We start from the raw sequence: 17,543 nt of genomic DNA on the forward strand, positions 1-17,543 counted from the left end.
ATTGGCTTCTTTCCGCTTTTCCCCGGGAGATTTCGCAAGGAGCATTCAATGGCCGGGATTGATTTTCGCCTGCCGGGAACGGATCGACCGCTGAACGGGCCGGAGGCCTGGATCACCGGCGTCCTCAGGAATTTCCAGGAGACGACCAAGACTCTGGGCTTCGCCATCGATCGCCTCGTGCTCCGCATCGCGCCGAAATCCGGGCAGGATCCGGACTACCAGATCCAGACGGCGGACGGCGAGGATGCGGCCGCCTATTCCGGCGAGACCCACGAGCTCCTGCACGACGACATCACCGTGCATATCGAGGAGAAAGACCTTTCGGACCAGAGCTTTACCGCCGAACAGGTGAAGGATTGGCTGAACGTCATCAACGGCGAGGGAACGCCCGGCGGGCAGATCGATCCGATACTTTCCGATAGCTGGACCGAGGGCGACGTCAGCGACAGCCGGGGCTGATCCGCAGCTTCAGAGAAGCGAAAAGGCGAATGGCCGGTGCCATTCGCCTTTTTATTTGGCGGGTTACTCGCCGACCGTCAGCTGTTCCTCATCGCGAAGCTCGCCCCGGCCGACGCCGTAATAGCGAATGCCGCGGCGGGCCATCTCGGCGGGCTTGTAGACATTGCGGAGGTCGCAGATCACCGGCTGTGCCAGGAGATCCTTGAGCCGGGTCAGGTCGAGGGCGCGGTAGACGTCCCATTCCGTGATCAGGACCAGCGCATCGGCCCCGGCCGCGCAGGCATAGGGCTCGTCGGCGTATTCGATATCCGGCAGCACCTTGCGTGCCTGCTCCGCGCCTTCCGGATCGTGCGCGCGGACCTTGGCCCCCTTCTCCACCAGCGCGGAGATGATGTCGATCGACGGGCTCTCGCGCATGTCGTCGGTGTTGGGCTTGAAGGTGAGACCGAGCACCGCGATGGTGCGGCCTTCGACGGAGCCACCGCAGGCCGCGACGATCTTCTCCGCCATCTGCCGCTTTCGGTCCTCGTTGATCGAGATGACCATGTCGATCAGGCGAGCCGGGCTGCCGATCTGGCGGGCCGTCTCGGCCAGCGCGCGCGTGTCCTTGGGAAAGCACGAGCCGCCGAAGCCGGGACCGGCGTGCAGGAACTTGCGCCCGATCCGGTTATCCAGCCCGATGCCGCGGGCGACGTCCTGAACGTCGGCGCCAACCGCCTCGCAGAGATCCGCCATCTCGTTGATGAAGGTGATCTTGGTCGCGAGGAACGCGTTGGCCGCGTACTTGATCAGCTCAGCGGTGCGGCGGCGTGTGTAGAGGATGGGCGCCTGATTGAGTGACAGCGGCCGGTAGATCTCGTTTGCAACCTCGCGGGCGCGCTCGTCCTCGATCCCGATGACGATCCGGTCAGGGCGCTTAAAATCCTCGATCGCCGCGCCTTCGCGCAGGAATTCCGGGTTCGACACGACGGCAAAGTCCGCATCCGGCCGCTCGTCGCGAATGATGCGCTCCACCTCGTCGCCGGTGCCGACCGGCACGGTGGACTTGGTGACCACCAGCGTGAAGCCCTCGATGTGCCGGGCGATCTCGCGGGCGGCCGCATAGACGTAGGACAGGTCGGCGTGGCCGTCGCCGCGCCGGGACGGAGTGCCCACCGCGATGAAGACCACGTCACAGGTGCGGACGCACTCGCCGAGGTCGGTCGAGAAGGAAAGCCGCTTCTGCTGCACGTTGCGGGCGACGAGATCGTCCAGCCCCGGCTCGTAGATCGGGATGCGGCCCTGCCGGAGGGCATCCACCTTGCTCTCGTCGTTATCGACGCAGACGACGTCATGGCCGAAATCGGCAAGGCAGGTTCCGGACACCAGTCCGACGTAACCTGCTCCGACAAACACAATGCGCATGGGCGACTTCTTTCGAACGATCTCGGCGCGAGGCCCTCAGTGCCTGCCGATAGCCCACTCCGTCCGTCATGAGCAACATCTGAGCGGCAAGTTCGGGCAGGAAGCTCCGCATTTCAGCCGGACGAGCGACGGTCAGCCCCCCGGCGCGCGGCGCTCCCGCACGATCTCGACACCCACGCCGCCGTCGATGATCTCCAGCTTTTCCACGCGCACATGGACGCAGGCCGCCCGCTCGTCCGCCAGCACGGCGTCGGCGATCTCCTCCGCCAGCATCTCGACAAACTGGATATGCCCGCGCGCGAGAATCGCCCGGATCGCGTCGGTGACGATGTCGTAGGACATCACCGTGGTGAGATCGCGCGCGCCGCGGGTGCTGCCGGCAAGCTCGACGGTCACGTTGAAGCGGACCTTCTGGGTCCGGCCGAATTCGTGCCCGTAGATGCCGATCTCGGCGGGCAGCACGAAATCGCGCACGAAGATCCTGTCGCGGGTGGTCAATCGTTCCTCCTGCTGGCCCCCTCCCGGGCGGCCATGGATGCGGTATCCGGCTTGCAGCTTGCCCCGGCATCGGGTTGCGGCCTAGGACAGGCCACTTGTCCGGTTGCGCGCCCCGCACAATGCCTCCGAGCGGGTCGGAGCGGAAGGCCGGATCGACGACCAGATCAAACGTAGGGAACAGCCATGACCGAGATCACGCTGGACGCCGCGCAGGCGATCATCGCAGGGGCGCTGCAGCACGCCGGCGACCACGGACTGAAGCCGCTCTGTGTCGTCGTGCTGGATGCTCGCGGCACGGTGAAGGCGGCTGCCTCGCAGGAAGGCACCAGCCTGAAGCGCTACGAGATCGCGCATGGCAAGGCCTTCGGCGCTCTTTCGCTCGGAATCGGTTCGCGCTCCATCAACAAGCGTGCGAACGAGCAGGCCTACTTCGTGGCCGCCGTTTCGCATGTGGCGGGCGGCGCGCTGGTGCCGGTGCCCGGCGGCGTTCTGGTGAAGAACGAGGCGGGTTCGCTGATCGGCGCGGTCGGCATTTCAGGCGACACTTCCGACAATGACGAAGCCGCGGCGCTCGCCGGCATCGTGGCCGCCGGTCTGAAGGGCGATCCCGGCGCGGACTGATCGCGGCCCACCCAGATCCTCGCCATCCCCGGCCTCGGACTTGTTCTCGGCGCTGCCCTTCGGCCCTGCCCTCTCGGCGCTGACCGGCGGTGAAAACGGCCCGGCCACGGCCCCTCACCCGGTCCGGCCTCGCCGCGTTCCCCGGAGCGCCCTATAAAGGGGCCTGGGTGGCAGATATCGACTGGAAAGGTCCCTCATGCCGAAAACGCTTCTTCGCCTTGCCCTCGCCTCCGCCAGCCTCGCGGCTTTCCTCGGAACGGCCTCGGCGCAGCAGCAGGTCGTCCAGGATCACTTCCAGACCTCGGCCGGCAAGCCCGTCCGCGTCGGCGTGTTCGCGCTTCTCGGCCCGAATTGCACGCCGGCCGAACTAAAGATCGGCATGCCCGCCGTGCCGCATCATGGCACGGTCACGCTGCAGCAGGGCAAGGTTCACGGTTCGGCAGCCGCCAAGTGCCCGAACGTCGACCTCAAGGGCTATTCCGCAACCTACAAGCCGAGCGCCGGTTTTTCCGGCACGGACGAGATGACCATCGAGGTCCGCGCCCCTTCCGGCCAGACACAGCAGCACAAGGTGACGGTTCAGGTCGCTCCCTGAACCAGAAAGGCCCGGATCTCGCGATCCGGGCCTTTTCGTTCAATGGGGGATGAACACCCGGTCGCCGCCATTGCCGCCCCGGTTGCCCGGAGCATTCCAGGCCCGATTTCCGGAAGCCGGCCCGCTGCCGCCACCGGGTCCATTGCCGGCATTCCAGGGCTGCGGACCGCCGCGGCCGGAACCGGGTCCACCGGGTCCGCCCGGACCACCACGGCCACCCGGACCGTGCGGGCCGCCCTGGCCACGCCAATCGCCGCGACCGTGCCAGTCCCGCCCGTGCCAGCCGTGCCGATAAGGGCCGTAGGCGCCGTCCACGCGGTAATAGGGTCCGTAATCGTAGTAGACGGGATAGGCCGGCCCATAGGTCTCATAGGAGTAGCCGTAGCCTCCCGAAACGCATCCGCCGAGCCCAAGGCTCAGCATTCCCAACGTCACGGCCGCGCCGAGCGTCGCTTTCCTCATGATCGACTCCGCTTCTTCTTTGCGACAGGAACGGCCGGAAGCGTATTGAGTTTCGGTTCGTCCTCGCCGTGCGTCACAATGCGCCCAGCCCGCGTAAAGGAGCCATGAACGCCGGGTCCTCGCAGCAGGTATGCACTTCAATCCACCAGGGACGGAACTTGTGCAATGCCCGTCCGTTATTCGGCGGCAGTGCTTGCACTGCCGCCCCTCAGGGCGATTTCCTCCCATCACTTGGGCCGCTCCGAGCGGCCCTTCTTTTTGCGCGGTCGGAGCGCCTCGCGTTACGCGGAAAGCCGGTGGTTGGCGATGAACTCGCGAATTTCCTCGCCGCAGGCCGGGACCTCCACGGTGTTCATCATGGAGGCGGCGCTGCCGATCAGCTCTTCCTGCACGTTCCAGGGGAGCTGATCCCAGTGGACGACGAGGGCACAGGCCAATCGCCGGAGGATATGCTCCTCGTCCCTGAAGTACTCGATGTCCGAGATACGCACGTCCATGGCACCCTCCCTCATTTTCATTTTGAGGTAAAACGCCAGTAAACGCCTTCCGGTTCAGATTCGCGCCCGGTTTTTATGGTCAGGGCGCAGCAGCCCGGCCTTGCTCCCGTCCGGTTACTTCTTTTCCAGAAGCAATTGCCCGACGCCCTGCAACTTCGCCGTCAGCGGCTGGGCCATGGATGCAAGGAGCCAGGGCAGGTCGACCTCGATGCGGATGATGTTCTCCAGCACCTGGATGCGCCCGGCGATGTTCTGGCCGAAGGCGCCCGTCTTGAAGAGCAGCTGGTCGTTTTCCCAGCGCTCTTCCACGGCGAGGCCCTTGGGAGCGATCTGGTCGCGCACGCTGCCGAAGCCCTTTTCCACCCGGCGCCGGGCTTCGGCCTGACCGAGACTATGCTGGACATCGACAACGACGGGCTTGGCCATTCTGAACTCCTGAACTGCTATTGGGGCCCCGTCATCGACGAAGGCCCCCTGTCTGTATGGGTATGGGGTTAAGCCCTGAACCGGAATTCCGTTCGCTGCCAGTATGTCTCGCCCGGTTTCAATGTCGCGCTGGGGAAATCCGACTGGTTCGGAGCATCCGGCCAGAGCTGCGCTTCGAGGCAGAGGCCGGCATGCTTGGGATAGGTCCGCCCGCCCAGCCCCGGCGCGGTGACCGCGATCTGGAAGCCGTCGTAGAACTGCACGCCGGGCTCGGTCGTCCAAAGCTCCATCGACAGCGTGCCGTCGCGGCCCTCCAGCCGCGCGGCGAAGGCGGGCTCCGGCCGCCGATGGGCGGCAAGGCAGAAATTGTTGTCGTAGGGCGGCGTGGCCTCCGCGCCTTCCGGCCGGACGACCCGGAGCGAACGGAAGTCGAAGGGGGTGCCTTCCACCGGCTTCAACTCGCCGGTCGGGATGTAGCCGCTGTCGACGGGCAGATAGGCGTCGGCGGCAAGCTGGAGCTTGTGGTCCAGAATGGTGGGCGCGCCGTCCAGGTTGAAATAGGTATGCTGCGCCAGGTTCACGACCGTCTCCCGGTCCGTGCTGGCGCTATAGCTGACGATCAGCGTGCCGTCGGCGGAAACCTCGTAGCTGCACTCGGCCGTCACTTCGCCGGGATAGCCCTGATCGCCATCGGCGGAGACGAGCTTCAGCAGCACGGAACTCTGCGTCAGGCTCTCGATCGTCCAGACCCGCGTGCCGAAGCCGTGGGGTCCGCCATGCAGATGGTTGTCGCCGTCGTTGCAGGGAAGCTCGTGGATCTCGCCGTCCAGCTTGAACCGGCCGCGCGCGATGCGGTTGGCGAAGCGGCCGACCGTTGCGCCGAAATAGGGCGATTGCCCGACGTAATCCTCCAGCCGCTCGAAGCCCAGCACGAGGGGATGATCCACGCCTTCGAAGCGCACGTCGCGGATCACCGCGCCCCAGGTGATCACCTCCGCCCGCAGTGGCCCGGCGCCGATCGCCACGGCCTCGATCACGGTGCCGTCGGCCAGCGTGCCGAACTCACGGCGCGTTCCCAATTCCGCTTCGCTCATCAACCTCTCCTTGCACCGCTCCGACAACCGCCTGGTTGCCCATCCGATAATTCCTGCCTGAAAAAAAGGCGGGCAGGGATCAATGTTTTTGCGTGACGGTTATTTGCCTGTTCTCTAGCTTATTATTCAAACCTTAGGCACGGCGGGTTCTGTGAAAGTCCAGATTTCGGCAGAAGACACGTCAAAGGCGATTTTCAACGAGATGCTCGGGGCCGACGGGAGTGTTCGCCCACCCTATTCCGAGCTTCATAACTGGCTAAGTGCCCAGTCCAAGTCCGGGCTGAAGCGAAAGCAGGAAGAAGCCGATTCGATCTTCCGTCGCCTCGGCATCACCTTCTCCGTCTACGGAATGGAGAATGCGCTCGAGCGGTTGATCCCGTTCGACCTGGTGCCGCGCATCATCTCCGCGTCCGAGTGGCGCACCCTGGAGCGCGGCATCGAGCAGCGCGTCCGGGCGCTGAACGCCTTCCTCTACGATATCTATCATCGGCAGGAGATCATCCGCGCCGGCCGCATCCCGGCGGAGCTGGTGCTGCGAAACGAGGCGTACCTGCCGGAAATGATCGGCCACGCGCCGCCGCTGAACGTCTACAGCCACATCATCGGCGTCGACGTGGTGCGGGTGGCGGAGAACGACTTCTACGTGCTGGAAGACAATCTGCGCACGCCTTCCGGCGTCTCCTACATGCTGGAGAACCGGGAAACGATGATGCACCTCTTCCCGGAGCTCTTCTCCAAGCACCGGGTGGCGCCCGTCTCGCAATATCCCGAGCTTCTGCGTCGCACGCTGAAGGCCGTGGCGCCATCGGGCGTGAAGAGCGGCGACGCTTCCATCGTCGTCATGACGCCCGGCATCCACAACTCGGCCTTTTTCGAGCATTCGTTCCTGGCCGACCAGATGGGCGTGGAGCTGGTGCAGGGGCAGGACCTCTTCATCGAGGACGGCCACCTCTACATGCGGACGACGCAGGGCCGCCAGCGGGTGGACGTGATCTATCGCCGGCTGGACGATTCGTTCCTCGACCCCCTCACCTTCCGGCCGGATTCGGCGCTGGGCGTCTCCGGCCTGATGGATCTCTACCGCGCCGGGCGCGTGACGATCGTCAACGCGCCGGGCGCCGGCATCGCAGACGACAAGGCGATCTACACCTACGTGCCCGACATCATCGAGTTCTATACCGGGCAGAAGCCTATCCTCCGCAACGTGCCGACCTATCGATGCGGGGTGGATCAGGAGCTGAAATACGTGCTGGAGCATCTCGGCGAGCTCGTGGTGAAGGAAGTCCACGGCTCCGGCGGCTACGGCATGCTCGTCGGCCCGACTTCCAGCCGCAAGGAGATCGAGGCGTTCCGCCAGAAGCTGCTGGCGCGGCCCAGCAACTATATCGCCCAGCCGACCCTGGCGCTTTCCACCTGCCCGTCGCTGACGAAATCCGGCGTTGCGCCGCGCCACGTGGATCTGCGCCCATACGTCCTCGTCAGCGACAAGGTTCGCATCGTGCCGGGCGGGCTCACCCGCGTGGCGCTGCAAAAGGGATCGCTGGTGGTGAATTCCTCGCAAGGAGGCGGCACCAAGGATACCTGGGTGCTGAGGGACTGACATGCTCGGACGCACGGCAAGCAGCCTCTTCTGGATGTCCCGCTATATGGAGCGGGCGGAAAACATGACCCGTCTCGCGGAAGCGGGCTTTCGCATCACGCTCACGCCGGACACCGGCGACGGCCATCGCGAGGAATGGCTTTCCACCCTCACCAGCGCCGGCATCCACCGGCCCTTCAAGGAGAAATACGGCGACGCGGGGGGCGGCAAGGCGCTGGAGTTCCTGCTGTTCGACGAGGACAATCCCTCCTCCGTCCGCACCTGCCTGCGGCTCGCCCGCACCAACGCCCGTTCCGTCCGCACCAAGCTCACCCGCGACATGTGGGAAGCGCTGAACGGCACCTGGCTCGCCTTCGACAAGATCAAACCGGCGGAGATGACGCCGGAGCGACTGCCGGATTTCCTCGACTGGGTCCGCGAGCGCACATCGCTTTTCCGCGGCGCGCTGCTCGGCACCATCCTGCGCGACGATACGTTCTTCTTCAGCCAGCTCGGCGCGTTCATCGAGCGGGCGGACAACACCGCCCGCATCATCGACGTGAAATATTTCCTGCTGCTCCCCAACAACCAGGGTATCGGCGGCGACGTGGACACCTTTCAATGGGAGACGATCCTGCGCGCCGTTTCGGCGCACAGCTCGTACCGGCACGTCTTCAACGAGCGCCTCCTGCCCTGGAACATCGCGGAATTCCTGATCCTTCGGCCGGAAATGCCGCGCTCGCTGCGCTTCTGCTACGACCAGCTGCAGATCACCGCAGAGGGACTGAGCCTCCATTACGGCGAGCGCAAGGAGTCGGAAGAGAGCATCGTGGAGTGCCGCAAGACCCTGCGCGACGGCCGCATGGACGACATCTTCCAGAACGGGCTGCACGAATTCCTCACCGATTTCATCGTCAGCAACAACAAACTGACGGAGACAATCTCCCGCGACTACCACTTCGCATGATGGGTCGATGATGCGCCTCAGCATTCGCCACACGACAAGCTACACCTACGACCAGTCCGGGACATGCACGGTGCAGCGGCTGCGGCTGACGCCGGTCAGCAATCGCTGGCAGAACGTGCTGCACTGGACGGTGGACGCGCCCGGCTTCGAGAAGGCCGCGACCTATGTCGACGGTTTCGGCAACCGCACGCACCTCATCGCCTACAGCCATGGCGCGGAAACGGTGGAGATCACCGCCCACGGCATCGTGGAAACCCGGGACAATGGCGGCGTCGCGGGACATCTCGGCGAAGCGGCGAGCCCGGCGACCTTTCTACGCTCGACCCCGCTGACCGATCCGTCCGACGAGATCTCCGGGCTCGCAGACGGCGTCCTCGCCGCCACCCCGCTGTCGAAGCTCCACGCGCTGCTGGAAGCCATCGCCGAGCAGGTCACCTATGTCATCGACGCCACGAATTCCGGCACAAGCGCGGCCGAGGCTTTCGCCGCCGGCCAGGGCGTCTGCCAGGACCACGCGCACATCTTCATCGCGGCGGCGCGGCGGATCGGCATCCCGGCCCGCTACGTGACGGGCTACCTGCATCTGGAGAACGAGGAACCGGCGGAGGCCAACCATGCCTGGGCCGAAGCCTGGGTGCCGGATCTCGGCTGGGTCGGCTTCGATCCCGCCAACAATGTCTGCCCCACCGACCGCTATGTCCGCCTGGCTTGCGGGCTGGATGCCGGCTATGCCGCGCCGATCGTCGGCACGCGCCGGGGCGGAGGCAACGAGACGCTGGCGGTCGACGTTGTCGTCGAACAACAGCAGCAGCAATAGCCCTCCTTCAACACCACAGGTCCCGAGATGACTTACTGCGTCGGCTTCCGCCTGGACCGGGGTATCGTCTTCGCCTCCGACACCCGCACCAATGCCGGCGTCGACAACATCGCGACCTTTTCCAAGATGCACGTCTGGGAACTGAAGGGTGACCGCGTCCTCATCATGCTGACGGCCGGCAACCTCGCCTTCACCCAGTCGGTGGTGTCGATCCTCAGCGAACGCATCTCCACGCCGCCGGACCCCGAGCGGCCGTCGCTTTCCTCCGTCACCACGATGTTTCAGGCCGCGCGCGTGGTCGGCGCCGCCATCCGCGAGGTGCGGCGCGTGGACAAGCAGGAGATCGAAGACAATCCGGGCCTCTTCAGCGCCTCCTTCATTCTGGGCGGGCAGATCGGTGGCGAAGACCCGCGGCTCTTCCAGATCTACAAGGAAGGCAACTTCATCGAAGCGACGCCCGACAATCCCTACTTCCAGATCGGCGAGCACAAATACGGCAAGCCGATCCTCGGCCGTGTCGCCTCGCCCGACATGCGCCTCGGCGTCGCCGCCAAGCTGCTGCTGCTCTCCTTCGATTCCACGCTGCGGTCGAATCTCTCCGTCGGCATGCCGATCGACATCCTGATCTATCGCCGCGACGCGCTGGAAGTGAGCGAGAGGCGCCGTATTCAGGAGGACGACGCCTATTTCAAGAAGCTCTCCACGGCCTGGTCGGAAGCGCTGCGGGACGCCTTCGTGCATATCGACGAGTACGAGGGCGCAGACACGCTGATGCCGCCGGTCGAGGTTGCCTCCTCGCGCCGCGGCTGATCGCCCCGCGCTTAAGACGGGAACTCAGGCCCCCTTGGCTTCCAGGATCATGGCGGCGAGCCGCGCCTGCAGCTCGCCGATGTCGTAGGGCTTGGTCATCAGCGGAAATTCCCGCGCCGAACGATTGCTCGCCGCCTCGCTGTAGCCGGTGGCGAGCAGGATGGGCAGCGACGGATGCGCCTGCCGGATCGCGCGCGCGAGCTCGACCCCATTCATGCCGCCGGGCATCATGATATCGGAAAAAACGAGATCGAAGGCCGGGTCGCGTCCCATCGCCAGCAGCGCGTCCGGGGCCGTTATCGCCAGCGTCACGTCGTAGCCGGCCTCCCGCAGCGTCTCGCCGACCATCTCGCCGATGGCCGGATCGTCTTCCACCATCAGAACGCGGCCGGACCAGGTAACGTCCGTCGGAACCGGCGCGGACGCCTGCTGAACCTCGGCGGCCGCAGCGACCACCGCCGGCAGCTTGAAAACGATCATCGTGCCCGATCCCGGCTCGCTCTCGATCCGCATCCGGCCACCGGACTGCGTGGCGAAGCCGAAGGCCTGGCTGAGGCCGAGGCCACTCCCCTTGCCGATCTCCTTGGTGGTGAAGAACGGTTCCAGCACCCGGTCGCGGATCTCCGGCGGAATGCCCGTGCCGGTATCGCGGACCGAGATCGACACATATTGCTGCGGCACGCCGTCGTCATCCGGCAGGACGATGTTGCGGGCCTCGAAGCGGATCAGCCCGCCATTCGGCATCGCGTCGCGCGCGTTCAGGCCGACATTCAGGAGCGCGAGCTCCAGCTGGCTCGGATCGGCGGTGATGTGCCAGATATCTGGCGCGATCTCCGTTTCCACTCGGATCCCGGCGCCGATCGAGCGCTCCAGCAGGCTGGCCGCCGCCTCCACATGCGCCGCCACGGGAAGCACCTCGGGGCGTAGCGGTTGCTTGCGCGCGAAGGCCAGCAGCTGCGCCGTCAGGCTCGCCGCCCGCTCCGCCGCAAGCCGGATATTGCCGAGGCTGCGGTTCAGGCGCGGATGGTCGCCGGCGAATTTCTGCGCCGTCGCGGCCCCGCCGAGGATCACCGTCAGGAGATTGTTGAAGTCGTGCGCGATGCCGGCGGTCAGCTGCCCCACGGCTTCCAGCTTCTGCGCCTGCAGGAGCTGCTGCTCGACCTTCTCGCGATCCATGATGGCGCGCTCGCGGTCGGCTACGGCCGCGGCCACATGCTCGTAGGCGAGGAACTGGCGGATCAGCGCTGCCATGATCGCGGTGACGGCTGCCATGCAAAGCAGTCCGGCCGCGACGATGAAGACGCTCTGCCGCCGCCATGGCGAAAGAACCTCCGACATCGGCCGGGTGACGTTGACCAGCAGTGGATAGCCGGCGACCCGTTTGGAGGCGATCAGGCGAAGGATCGGCTCGCGCCGGCCCACCGAGAAGCTTGAGGTGAAGATGCCCTCGCCGGCGGGCGCCTCGATCGCCTCCACCGGCAGCTTCTGACCCACGGGAGACGGCGGATGCCGCGCCAGCAGCGTGCCGTCGTTTCGCCAGAGCGCGATGGCCGCGCCCGTGGTCAGGGGCAGCGAGCTGTAAAGGTCCTCGAAATGATCGAGCAGGATGGCGCCGAGTACGAGGCCGACGAAGTTTCCCGAAGGGCCGGTAATCCGGCGGGCGAGATAGATCGTCCAGGTCCCGCTGCCCCGGTTCTCGACGGGAACGCTGAGGAACGGCTTGTCCGTCGGATTATCCCTGAGCGCCAGAAAGTAATCCCGGTCGGCGACGTCGACGTCGGGAATCGGCCAGGTCCGCGAGAAGTTGATCAGCTTCCCCCGCGTGTTGATCATGGTGACCGCGTCGATCTGCGGCACGCCGGCGATCTTCTGGGCCAGGAGGTCGTGCGTGTCGCGGCCCGCCATCTGGGCCTCGTATTGCTCGGCCGTCGTAATGCCCTGGCTCGCGATCCAGTCGGCGATGCTGGAAAGGACGAGCTGCACGCTCTGCAGCGAACGCGCCGTGTCCTCCGCCAGAAGCGTGTCCGTCGTGATCATTTCCCGCCGGGCGGCGGCGATATCGGCGGCGCGCCGATCCAGCGCCGCCGCGACCGTCGCGGCGATCAGGGCGACCAGCACGATGGTTCCTGCCAGCAGGACGATGGCGATCGGCCGGCTTTCCTGCGCCTTGCCCAGGAGCCAGAGAGGCCCGGTCTTCCCTTTCTCGCGCGCGGACGGGGAGCTCTTCGTCATTCCAATGTGCGGACCGACTGCTTCGGGGAGGAACTATGATCTCGGCTAAAGATCATGCTCCCCCGGGGTTTGCAACCGGGCTCAGGAAGCGGCTCACGCGGTTCCGAGCGGCGAGCGATCCAGTTCGGCCAGGAGATGAGCGGGATCCTGGAAAATCCAGTGACACCCGGCCGCCCTCAGGTCCTCTTCCGGGAAGCCCCCGCAGAGCACGCCCATGGCCTGGATACCGGCACGGGTGGCCGCTTCCGCATCGTAGGGCGAGTCCCCGATCACCACGGCCTCGTCCGGCTGCAGCCCGTTCCTGGCGAGCGCTGCCTGGAATATGTCCGGCGCCGGCTTGGAATGCTCGGCGTCGTCGGAGGACGTGGCGCTGTCCACGAGATCGGTTATGCCGGCGATCTCCTGATAACGCTTCACCTCGTCCTCCTTGCCTGAAGATGCGAGGACCAGCCGGAAACCGCGAGCCCGGAGAGCGGAAAAGAGATCGCGGACGCCGGGAAACGGATGAACGCGGTCCATGTACTTGCGGGCGAAGAGGTCGGTCCGAAACGCCTGGATCTCCGAACCGAAACGCGCGATCAACCTCTGATCGAGGAAATCCGGCAGCAGTTGGTCGCCGCCTTTGCCGATCTTGCCGCGAATCTTCTCGGCCGGGATCGAGAAGCCGAAACGGCGGAACGCCTCTTCCCAGGCCTCTGCATGAAGATCCACCGAATCGACCAGTGTGCCGTCTATGTCGAAGATGACCGCTTTGAACATTCACTCCGCCTGCTGTGATGAGGTGGCGTAACCGGGATCGTCCGCGTTGGTTGCGCCAGCGTTTTCGACGCGGGTTGCGGTCTTCTTAAGGGCCGAGAGAAACCAGTTTCTTAACCACGCTGGACTTTGCCCCCCTGCCCATGTCAGGTCTGGGCCATGGCAGACGCAAGCATTCTGGGTAGCCGCATCAATGAGCGGCGTACGGTTCTCGGCTGGTCGCTCGACCAGCTCGCACAGGCCGCCGGCACCTCCGAGCAGCATGTCGACCGCATCGAGCGCGGCATAACCAAGCACTCACGTTTCATTCCGCTGATCCTGGAAGCCCTGACCCGGGCCGAGGGCGACCGGACCGCATCGCCTCCTCCCGGGGCCGTGCTCCTGGCCGAGCCGGATGAAGCGCCAGCGTCGGCACCCGCTCCGATGTCGGCGCCCGTTCCCCTCACGCCGCAGGTGGAACAGCCCCGGCCGTCCTTCACCGCCCCGCAGCCCCCTTCCACCGGGGACTCCTTCGCCGCCGAGCCGTCGCCGGCGGTGTTCGGTCCGTCGGACGCGGTGCTGGAACTCGACCTCAACATTCCCCTGAGCAACGCGACCGCGGCCCTGGTGCCCGGAGCAGGCATCGACGAAAGCGGTGCGTTGCCGGAAGGCGCGCGGGACTGGTGGCGTCTGCCGGACTGGATCCTGAACGCGCTCAACCTCCATCCCGGCCAGCTTCGCTGCGTGCCGGTGCGCGGCGATTCCATGGCCCCTGTTCTGGACGAAGGCGACATCGCGCTGGTCGATCTGGCCAATAACGTGCCCTCGCCGCCGGGCCTTTATGCGCTTGCCGACGAATTCGGCGGGATCGTCATCCGCAGGCTGGAGGTTGTATCGCGGCGCGGGGAGCCACAGATCCGCGTGCGCATTTCGGCTGAAAACGAGCAATATCTCCCGCAGGAGCGTCTGCTCGACGAGATCGGCATCCTTGGCCGGCATGTCGGCATGTTCAGCTTCCGCACCCGCCGTTGACAGCACAGGAGTCGCCCTTGAGCGAGCTGCAGGAAGATATCGCCGAGCAACTGGTGGTCGCGGCGGAAACGCTGGACGGGCTGTCCCGCCTGGAACTCCAGACGCTTCTCCGCACCGCGGCCCTCGTGATCACGGATCTGCGGCGGCAGGTGGAGGAGCGCACCGAGGCGGAGCGCGAAGCGTAAGCCTCGAACTGACCGCGAAGGCGACGCGGTAACCACGACTTTTAAGAGTGGTGAAGAAAACCTTGCCGGGACGGCACGAGCTATCTTGCCCTCGTTAAAATTGTTGTTAACTTTTCAGAAACATTCGGCGGGCGCGGTGGGGTGCCCGACCGAAGATCTGGAGGGAACAATGACGGCAAGCAGCATCATCCTCCCCGTTCTGGGGGTCGGTGTCTTCTCATCCATCATCTGGTCGATCTGGTGGGCGCACCAGCTTTGCCTGGGTCCGGCGGAATCGGTGCTTCCAAACACATCTGCTTGAACTGAAATGAACCGGGCGCGTTTCATATCCATATAAGGAGCAGCCGGGCGGTGGCCCGGACCTGATTGGAGAAACCTCGATGCGCTTGATCAAGTCGCTCGCCGCAGCGCTCGCCGTGACCGTTGCAGCAATCGCTATTCCCGCCGGTGCCCAGGCGCAACCGTACTGGAACCATGGGTACGGCGGTGGCTACTATCACCACCATGGCTGGGGCGGCGGTTACGCTGCCGGCGCCGGCATCGCGGGATTTGCGGCCGGCACAATCATCGGCAGCCAGCTCGCGGGTGGTCCCGTCTACGCGGCCCCCGCCCCGGTCTATGCCGCACCCACGGTCGTCTACCAGTCCGCGCCGTCCCGCTCGCCCGCGTGGTATTCCTACTGCTCGTCGCGGTATCGCTCGTTCGATCCGGCCTCGGGCACGTTCCTGGGATATGACGGCCTCCGGCATTTCTGCCAATAAAAGCAGACAATCGAGAAACAAGCCCCGCTTCGGCGGGGTTTTTTCTTTACCCGAACCGGCTGACACTGCCGAATATCGGACAAACCGACGCAACCCTTCCCGGCTAATGAACATTTAGCTGGAAAAGGGGATTTCAGCCGTGATCGACAGCAACGTGACTGCCCTGCTCGGCGTCGTCCTGAACGATGGATCGTACGATCGTCGCGTCGCCGCCGCGGCCCTCCTGGACGCCATTCGCAGCAACGAGCCCGTCGACACGGCAGCACTGTCGCTGGCGGTCGAGTTCGAGCTGCAGGAAAGGCTGGAAACCGCGCGTGCGGTGCGCACTCTGGTGGGCGAACTCGGACTAACGACGCCCTAAACGCGAAAACCGGACGGGAGTGACGGTAAAAGGGCTCAGCTACCTGACCGCTCGTTCGGGATGCAGGTTCTTCAGCCGCCTCTTTGCCAGACGTCGAACAGGCCTCGGCGACCGACAGCCTGAACGTAGCCAACACCGATGACGGAAGCCTACGACCGTCGAAGGATGCGGGGAGAAAGCGTTTTGCCGGAGGGCTGGAAGCCGTAGCTCGCATTGGGGTCGGAGCCATGTGCCCGGCGACCGTAGCCATAAGCGCCGCGATAGTCGCCACGGCTGTCGGGAACGCTGCTCTCCTCGATCTTCGGCGTCCGATCGGGATCGAGAGTCTTCGGATCGTAAGGCAAGGCGCTGCTCCTGCTTGATGATCGTCCGAATGTCTGTGCCAACGCGGGATGCTTCGAATGGTTCCGCGCGAAGCCTCCCCCACCCGTTCAGGGCGAAATGGGTGTGCCCGGCACCTTTAACCGCCGCTCGGTGCCGGCGCGCGCGTAGAAGGCCCGTTTGGCCTGATACATCGCAAGGTCCGCCCGCTTTACCACCGCTTCCAGTCGCTCCCCCGGCTCGGCGGTGGCGGTGCCGATGGAAAGACTGAGTTCGGTCGCCGAGTAGAACTGATTGTTGATGGCCACCAGCTTGTCGATGGTCTCGACGAGGACGGACATTTCCTCTTCGCCCACCCCCGGCATCAACAGGGCGAACTCGTCGCCGCCGATCCGCGCGGCGTGACAGGGCCGTTCCACGACTTCGTTCAGCACCTCGCCCGCCCGGCGAAGTAGCGCGTCTCCAGCGCCATGGCCCAGTTGGTCGTTGGCGGCCTTGAGGCCGTTCAGGTCGATCACCGCGACGCTGACGGGGAACGGCCCCTTCCGCTCCAGCCTGTTGAGTTCGTCGACATAGAACGAACGGTTGTAGAGCTTGGTCAGCACATCGTGCTTGCCGAGGAATTCCAGATAGGCTTCCGCCCTCTTTCGCGCGGTGATGTCGGTCAGCGCGACCTGCACCAACGACCAGTCCCGCTCGTGGCCGGGCAGCACGGAAAACTGCATGTGCAGGTGCAGTTCGTCACCGGCCAGCGAATAGTTCACGACTTCACGGCGCTGGAAGAGCTTGCCGTCCCACAAGTCAACGAGCTGCTCGCGGAAAGGCTGGATCATCCTGTCACGAAAGATGTCCCTGAGCCGCTTGAGCAGCGCCGGCTTGCTCTCCGCGCCAAAGAGTTCGACCGTGTGACGGTTGATGTCGAGGACCCGGATCTCGGCCATGCAGCGTTCGATGAATTCCGGATGCACATCGGTGAAAACCCGAAGATCGGAGATGCCCCGCTCGCGAACCTCGTCGAGCAAAGTCTTGACGCCGCTGAAATCCTCCACCCACAGCGAGATCGGGGAATGTTCGAAGAGACCGCGTGCATAGGCGTCGCTCTGCGCCAGTTTTCGCGTCGCGGTTTCGCGGCCGGTCACATCCTCGATGGCGACCAGCACCCGATCCCACTTCTCCTCGTGGCCCGGCAGAATCGCGCCTTTGAGCTGGATATCCAGGCGGGCGCCGGACAAGGTGTAGTTCACGGTATGGCTGTTGAACTCGCTCTTGCCCTCCCAGAGTTGCACGAGTTCCTCGATGTGGGTCTTCAGCATGTCCTTGCTGAGGATCCGGCCGATATTCTCCACGAGATGACGGATATCCGTGGCCTCGTACATCGCGAGCGTCCGACGGTTGACCTTCAGGATCTCGATCCGCGACGAGCAGGCCCTGACCCGTGCATCGTCCGCTTCCAGAAACGCCCGCAGGTCGGTCACGCCTGCCCGGCGCCATTCCTCGAGCTGGATCCTGATGCCGCTGTAATCTTCCAGCCAGAGTGAGACGGGCGCGAGATCGAACATCTCCGCATCGTCGCTGCGACGGGCGTCCCCGGCGCGGGGAGAGGCGTCATGAAGCTGCATGGAGAGCCCGAGATCGGTTGCAAAGGCAGGCCGACACGACAAACGTGCTGCCGTTTCCTTTGTAGTCG

At 65.0% G+C, this 17,543-nt stretch carries 21 protein-coding genes; 11 read left to right on the plus strand and 10 right to left on the minus strand.

Features of this window, described 5'->3' with window-relative positions:
* The first annotated feature begins 48 nt into the window (after window positions 1–48).
* Entirely contained in the window at window positions 49–459 is a 411-nt protein-coding gene (locus tag BMY25_RS11815; protein WP_092496854.1) for a Plus-3 domain-containing protein, read from the plus strand.
* A gap of 63 nt (window positions 460–522) precedes the next feature.
* Here the strand turns inward: BMY25_RS11815 and BMY25_RS11820 are convergent, their stop codons facing one another.
* Together BMY25_RS11820 and BMY25_RS11825 are read right to left on the minus strand one after the other, a co-directional pair.
* Window positions 523–1,863 carry a UDP-glucose dehydrogenase family protein gene (locus tag BMY25_RS11820; RefSeq protein ID WP_092496855.1) on the minus strand — a complete coding sequence of 447 codons (1,341 nt, stop codon included), beginning with the start codon at window positions 1,861–1,863 and terminating at the stop codon, window positions 523–525.
* Between the two features lie 132 nt (window positions 1,864–1,995).
* Window positions 1,996–2,361, minus strand: coding sequence for a dihydroneopterin aldolase (locus tag BMY25_RS11825; protein ID WP_177176834.1), 366 nt, complete (start codon window positions 2,359–2,361; stop codon window positions 1,996–1,998).
* A 183-nt stretch (window positions 2,362–2,544) separates the two neighbouring features.
* Between BMY25_RS11825 and BMY25_RS11830 the strand changes: the two genes are divergently transcribed.
* A complete protein-coding gene (locus BMY25_RS11830; RefSeq protein ID WP_092496857.1) occupies window positions 2,545–2,982 on the plus strand; it encodes a GlcG/HbpS family heme-binding protein in 438 nt (145 codons plus the stop codon).
* A gap of 196 nt (window positions 2,983–3,178) precedes the next feature.
* Window positions 3,179–3,577 carry an Ig-like domain-containing protein gene (locus tag BMY25_RS11835; protein WP_092496858.1) on the plus strand — a complete coding sequence of 133 codons (399 nt, stop codon included), beginning with the start codon at window positions 3,179–3,181 and terminating at the stop codon, window positions 3,575–3,577.
* A gap of 39 nt (window positions 3,578–3,616) precedes the next feature.
* On the opposite strand, the gene BMY25_RS11840 is transcribed toward BMY25_RS11835, so the two are convergent.
* The 4 genes from BMY25_RS11840 to BMY25_RS11855 all read right to left on the minus strand — a co-directional run bounded on the left by BMY25_RS11840 (window position 3,617) and on the right by BMY25_RS11855 (window position 6,056).
* Complete coding sequence (locus BMY25_RS11840) at window positions 3,617–4,039, minus strand: hypothetical protein (RefSeq protein WP_177176830.1); 423 nt, start codon at window positions 4,037–4,039, stop codon at window positions 3,617–3,619.
* Between the two features lie 281 nt (window positions 4,040–4,320).
* Window positions 4,321–4,536, minus strand: a complete 216-nt coding sequence (locus BMY25_RS11845; RefSeq protein WP_143061952.1) for a hypothetical protein — start codon at window positions 4,534–4,536, stop codon at window positions 4,321–4,323.
* A 114-nt stretch (window positions 4,537–4,650) separates the two neighbouring features.
* A complete protein-coding gene (locus BMY25_RS11850; RefSeq protein ID WP_092496860.1) occupies window positions 4,651–4,962 on the minus strand; it encodes a polyhydroxyalkanoic acid system family protein in 312 nt (103 codons plus the stop codon).
* Window positions 4,963–5,030: 68 nt separating this feature from the next.
* Window positions 5,031–6,056: an aldose epimerase family protein gene (locus tag BMY25_RS11855; RefSeq protein ID WP_092496861.1), complete on the minus strand. Its 1,026-nt coding sequence runs from the start codon at window positions 6,054–6,056 to the stop codon at window positions 5,031–5,033.
* A 202-nt stretch (window positions 6,057–6,258) separates the two neighbouring features.
* On the opposite strand from BMY25_RS11855, the gene BMY25_RS11860 reads away from it, so the two are divergent.
* The 4 genes from BMY25_RS11860 to BMY25_RS11875 are packed head-to-tail and all read left to right on the plus strand — an operon-like array spanning window position 6,259 to window position 10,229.
* Complete coding sequence (locus BMY25_RS11860) at window positions 6,259–7,656, plus strand: circularly permuted type 2 ATP-grasp protein (RefSeq protein ID WP_092497000.1); 1,398 nt, start codon at window positions 6,259–6,261, stop codon at window positions 7,654–7,656.
* Window position 7,657: 1 nt separating this feature from the next.
* Window positions 7,658–8,602, plus strand: coding sequence for an alpha-E domain-containing protein (locus tag BMY25_RS11865; protein ID WP_092496862.1), 945 nt, complete (start codon window positions 7,658–7,660; stop codon window positions 8,600–8,602).
* A 7-nt stretch (window positions 8,603–8,609) separates the two neighbouring features.
* Window positions 8,610–9,419 carry a transglutaminase family protein gene (locus BMY25_RS11870; protein WP_238858299.1) on the plus strand — a complete coding sequence of 270 codons (810 nt, stop codon included), beginning with the start codon at window positions 8,610–8,612 and terminating at the stop codon, window positions 9,417–9,419.
* A gap of 27 nt (window positions 9,420–9,446) precedes the next feature.
* Window positions 9,447–10,229: a proteasome-type protease gene (locus BMY25_RS11875; RefSeq protein WP_092496863.1), complete on the plus strand. Its 783-nt coding sequence runs from the start codon at window positions 9,447–9,449 to the stop codon at window positions 10,227–10,229.
* Window positions 10,230–10,253: 24 nt separating this feature from the next.
* Here BMY25_RS11875 and BMY25_RS11880 read toward each other — a convergent pair whose 3' ends face one another.
* Both BMY25_RS11880 and BMY25_RS11885 read right to left on the minus strand, forming a co-directional pair.
* Complete coding sequence (locus BMY25_RS11880; protein WP_092496864.1) at window positions 10,254–12,461, minus strand: hybrid sensor histidine kinase/response regulator; 2,208 nt, start codon at window positions 12,459–12,461, stop codon at window positions 10,254–10,256.
* Window positions 12,462–12,554: 93 nt separating this feature from the next.
* On the minus strand, window positions 12,555–13,220 hold the full coding sequence (locus tag BMY25_RS11885; protein WP_092496865.1) for an HAD family hydrolase: 666 nt from the start codon (window positions 13,218–13,220) through the stop codon (window positions 12,555–12,557).
* A gap of 156 nt (window positions 13,221–13,376) precedes the next feature.
* On the opposite strand from BMY25_RS11885, the gene BMY25_RS11890 reads away from it, so the two are divergent.
* The 4 genes from BMY25_RS11890 to BMY25_RS11900 all read left to right on the plus strand — a co-directional run bounded on the left by BMY25_RS11890 (window position 13,377) and on the right by BMY25_RS11900 (window position 15,535).
* The gene (locus BMY25_RS11890) at window positions 13,377–14,228 is read left to right on the plus strand and encodes an XRE family transcriptional regulator (protein WP_092496866.1); all 852 of its coding nucleotides are present in this window, start codon (window positions 13,377–13,379) and stop codon (window positions 14,226–14,228) included.
* Between the two features lie 17 nt (window positions 14,229–14,245).
* Window positions 14,246–14,413 carry a hypothetical protein gene (locus BMY25_RS20825; protein ID WP_177176835.1) on the plus strand — a complete coding sequence of 56 codons (168 nt, stop codon included), beginning with the start codon at window positions 14,246–14,248 and terminating at the stop codon, window positions 14,411–14,413.
* 380 nt (window positions 14,414–14,793) lie between these two features.
* On the plus strand, window positions 14,794–15,174 hold the full coding sequence (locus tag BMY25_RS11895; RefSeq protein ID WP_092496867.1) for a BA14K family protein: 381 nt from the start codon (window positions 14,794–14,796) through the stop codon (window positions 15,172–15,174).
* Between the two features lie 139 nt (window positions 15,175–15,313).
* Window positions 15,314–15,535 (plus strand): hypothetical protein, encoded by a 222-nt coding sequence (locus BMY25_RS11900; RefSeq protein ID WP_092496868.1) that lies wholly within the window; start codon window positions 15,314–15,316, stop codon window positions 15,533–15,535.
* 149 nt (window positions 15,536–15,684) lie between these two features.
* Here the strand turns inward: BMY25_RS11900 and BMY25_RS11905 are convergent, their stop codons facing one another.
* Window positions 15,685–15,879 (minus strand): hypothetical protein, encoded by a 195-nt coding sequence (locus BMY25_RS11905; protein ID WP_092496869.1) that lies wholly within the window; start codon window positions 15,877–15,879, stop codon window positions 15,685–15,687.
* An 87-nt stretch (window positions 15,880–15,966) separates the two neighbouring features.
* Entirely contained in the window at window positions 15,967–17,475 is a 1,509-nt protein-coding gene (locus BMY25_RS11910) for a sensor domain-containing diguanylate cyclase (protein ID WP_092496870.1), read from the minus strand.
* Between the last annotated feature and the right edge of the window lie 68 nt (window positions 17,476–17,543).

Source organism: Faunimonas pinastri, from assembly GCF_900110915.1.
Lineage (GTDB): Bacteria > Pseudomonadota > Alphaproteobacteria > Rhizobiales > Afifellaceae > Faunimonas > Faunimonas pinastri.

Bases quoted from the DNA above. Each gene is read 5' to 3' on its own strand.
- BMY25_RS11815 (WP_092496854.1), top strand. From the start codon at position 49: ATGGCCGGGATTGATTTTCGCCTGCCGGGAACGGATCGACCGCTGAAC.
- BMY25_RS11820 (WP_092496855.1), bottom strand. From the start codon at position 1,863: ATGCGCATTGTGTTTGTCGGAGCAGGTTACGTCGGACTGGTGTCCGGA.
- BMY25_RS11830 (WP_092496857.1), top strand. From the start codon at position 2,545: ATGACCGAGATCACGCTGGACGCCGCGCAGGCGATCATCGCAGGGGCG.
- BMY25_RS11835 (WP_092496858.1), top strand. From the start codon at position 3,179: ATGCCGAAAACGCTTCTTCGCCTTGCCCTCGCCTCCGCCAGCCTCGCG.
- BMY25_RS11840 (WP_177176830.1), bottom strand. From the start codon at position 4,039: ATGAGGAAAGCGACGCTCGGCGCGGCCGTGACGTTGGGAATGCTGAGC.
- BMY25_RS11845 (WP_143061952.1), bottom strand. From the start codon at position 4,536: ATGGACGTGCGTATCTCGGACATCGAGTACTTCAGGGACGAGGAGCAT.
- BMY25_RS11850 (WP_092496860.1), bottom strand. From the start codon at position 4,962: ATGGCCAAGCCCGTCGTTGTCGATGTCCAGCATAGTCTCGGTCAGGCC.
- BMY25_RS11855 (WP_092496861.1), bottom strand. From the start codon at position 6,056: ATGAGCGAAGCGGAATTGGGAACGCGCCGTGAGTTCGGCACGCTGGCC.
- BMY25_RS11860 (WP_092497000.1), top strand. From the start codon at position 6,259: ATGCTCGGGGCCGACGGGAGTGTTCGCCCACCCTATTCCGAGCTTCAT.
- BMY25_RS11865 (WP_092496862.1), top strand. From the start codon at position 7,658: ATGCTCGGACGCACGGCAAGCAGCCTCTTCTGGATGTCCCGCTATATG.
- BMY25_RS11870 (WP_238858299.1), top strand. From the start codon at position 8,610: ATGATGCGCCTCAGCATTCGCCACACGACAAGCTACACCTACGACCAG.
- BMY25_RS11875 (WP_092496863.1), top strand. From the start codon at position 9,447: ATGACTTACTGCGTCGGCTTCCGCCTGGACCGGGGTATCGTCTTCGCC.
- BMY25_RS11880 (WP_092496864.1), bottom strand. From the start codon at position 12,461: ATGACGAAGAGCTCCCCGTCCGCGCGCGAGAAAGGGAAGACCGGGCCT.
- BMY25_RS11885 (WP_092496865.1), bottom strand. From the start codon at position 13,220: ATGTTCAAAGCGGTCATCTTCGACATAGACGGCACACTGGTCGATTCG.
- BMY25_RS11890 (WP_092496866.1), top strand. From the start codon at position 13,377: ATGGCAGACGCAAGCATTCTGGGTAGCCGCATCAATGAGCGGCGTACG.
- BMY25_RS11895 (WP_092496867.1), top strand. From the start codon at position 14,794: ATGCGCTTGATCAAGTCGCTCGCCGCAGCGCTCGCCGTGACCGTTGCA.
- BMY25_RS11910 (WP_092496870.1), bottom strand. From the start codon at position 17,475: ATGCAGCTTCATGACGCCTCTCCCCGCGCCGGGGACGCCCGTCGCAGC.